At 54.5% G+C, this 2500-nt stretch carries 1 tRNA gene and 2 rRNA genes (1 of these 3 cut by a window edge); all 3 read left to right on the top strand.

Annotated features, from left to right (window positions below):
- Window positions 1–1996, top strand: a 23S ribosomal RNA gene (locus tag ACR0DO_RS19340); it begins 831 nt to the left of the window's first position.
- A 191-nt stretch (window positions 1997–2187) separates the two neighbouring features.
- Window positions 2188–2302: ribosomal RNA gene (gene rrf, locus ACR0DO_RS19335) — 5S ribosomal RNA — on the top strand.
- A 120-nt stretch (window positions 2303–2422) separates the two neighbouring features.
- Window positions 2423–2499 (top strand) — tRNA-Met (locus ACR0DO_RS19330).
- Window position 2500 lies beyond the last annotated feature (1 nt).

Genomic DNA, 2500 nt, shown 5'->3' with positions numbered 1-2500 from the left:
TTCTCTGCGAAATCTATTTAGGTAGAGCGTCATCCGAATACCCCGGGGGGTAGAGCACTGGATGGGTAATGGGGCCCCACAGGCTTACTGATCCTAACCAAACTCCGAATACCCGGGAGTACTAGATGGCAGACACACTGCGGATGCTAACGTCCGTAGTGGAGAGGGAAACAACCCTGACCTACAGCTAAGGCCCCCAATTCATGGCTAAGTGGGAAAGCAGGTGGGACGACCAAAACAACCAGGAGGTTGGCTTAGAAGCAGCCATCCTTTAAAGATAGCGTAACAGCTCACTGGTCTAAATAAGTTGTCCTGCGGCGAAGATGTAACGGGGCTCAAGCCATGAGCCGAAGCTTAGGATGCCGTAAGGCATGGTAGCAGAGCGTAGTGTGACATAGTCTCATTCCTCCTTCACGTCTTCGGGCGTATTGGAGGAGAGAGGCTTTCGATGAAGCCGGCCTGTGAGGGATCCGGTGGAGAGATCACTAGTGAGAATGATGACATGAGTAGCGACAAAGAGTGTGAGAGACACTCTCGCCGAAAGTCCAAGGGTTCCTGCTTAAAGCTAATCTGAGCAGGGTAAGCCGGCCCCTAAGCCGAGGCCGAAAGGCGTAGGCGATGGGAACTAGGTTAATATTCCTAGGCCAGGAGGATGTGACGGATCACAGGTGTAGTTCAATCTTATCGGATTGATTGGGCTGCTGAGTGGTTCCTGGAAATAGCCCTCCATCAGACCGTACCCTAAACCGACACAGGTGGACTGGTAGAGCATACCAAGGCGCTTGAGAGAACGATGTTGAAGGAACTCGGCAAAATACCTCCGTAAGTTCGCGAGAAGGAGGCCCGGTTCCTAGGCAACTAGGGGCTGGGGGCACAAACCAGGGGGTGGCGACTGTTTATTAAAAACACAGGGCTCTGCGAAGTCGCAAGACGACGTATAGGGTCTGACGCCTGCCCGGTGCCTGAAGGTTAAAAGGAGAGGTGAGAGCCTTGAATTGAAGCCCAGGTAAACGGCGGCCGTAACTATAACGGTCCTAAGGTAGCGAAATTCCTTGTCGGGTAAGTTCCGACCTGCACGAATGGCGTAACGACTTCCCCGCTGTCTCCAACATCGACTCAGCGAAATTGAATTGCCTGTCAAGATGCAGGCTTCCCGCGGTTAGACGGAAAGACCCCGTGCACCTTTACTACAGCTTCGCACTGGCATCAGGATTGTGATGTGCAGGATAGGTGGTAGGCTTTGAAGCAGGAACGCAAGTCCCTGTGGAGCCTCCCTTGAGATACCACCCTTCGCACTCTTGATGTCTAACCGCGGTCCGTTATCCGGATCCGGGACCCTGCGTGGCGGGTAGTTTGACTGGGGCGGTCGCCTCCTAAAGCGTAACGGAGGCGCGCGAAGGTTGGCTCAGAGCGGTCGGAAATCGCTCGTTGAGTGCAATGGCAGAAGCCAGCCTGACTGCGAGACTGACAAGTCGAGCAGAGTCGAAAGACGGCCATAGTGATCCGGTGGTCCCGAGTGGAAGGGCCATCGCTCAACGGATAAAAGGTACGCCGGGGATAACAGGCTGATACTGCCCAAGAGTCCATATCGACGGCAGTGTTTGGCACCTCGATGTCGGCTCATCTCATCCTGGGGCTGGAGCAGGTCCCAAGGGTACGGCTGTTCGCCGTTTAAAGAGGTACGTGAGCTGGGTTTAGAACGTCGTGAGACAGTTCGGTCCCTATCTGCCGTGGGTGTAGGAGACTTGAGAGGAGTTGCCCCTAGTACGAGAGGACCGGGGTGAACGATCCACTGGTGGACCAGTTGTCGTGCCAACGGCAGTGCTGGGTAGCTATGATCGGACAGGATAACCGCTGAAGGCATCTAAGCGGGAAGCCCCCCTCAAAACAAGGTCTCCCTGAGGGCCGTGGAAGACCACCACGTCAATAGGCCGGAGATGTAAGCGCAGTAATGCGTTCAGTTGACCGGTACTAATCGCCCGATAGGCTTGATTTGATCCAGTAATGGAAAGACAAGACCAAAGCATACACCGACCTTGACCATGGATAACGTCGTAGCGCCAAGCCGCGATGTTGGTTGATAACTACAACCGTGCGGCAACGCGCCTTTATCTGCGATAAAGACGCTGCCTGCCGCATGGTCGCTTTCTTGCACAGCAAGAAAGTCGACCGAGGGCTTTTCCTCGGTTTGGTGGTCATAGCGCAAGTGAAACACCCGGTCCCATCCCGAACCCGGAAGTTAAGCACTGCCGCGCCAATGGTACTTGGGCTTAAGCCCCGGGAGAGTAGGTCACCGCCAAACCTAGTAAAAGCCCACATCTCTCTAATACGATATCAGAATGACCGACCCCGGCCTCAATCAGCGTAAGCAATAGGCCAACAAAGACCTCAAGTAGCGTAAGCGGTAGGTCACATAAAGTGTCGCGGGATGGAGCAGCCCGGTAGCTCGTCAGGCTCATAACCTGAAGGTCGTAGGTTCAAATCCTACTCCCGCAACCAA

Source organism: Ruegeria sp. AM9, assembly GCF_056540565.1.
Note: the sequence above shows the minus strand (reverse complement) of the source record. Positions and strands in the feature narration are given on the sequence as shown.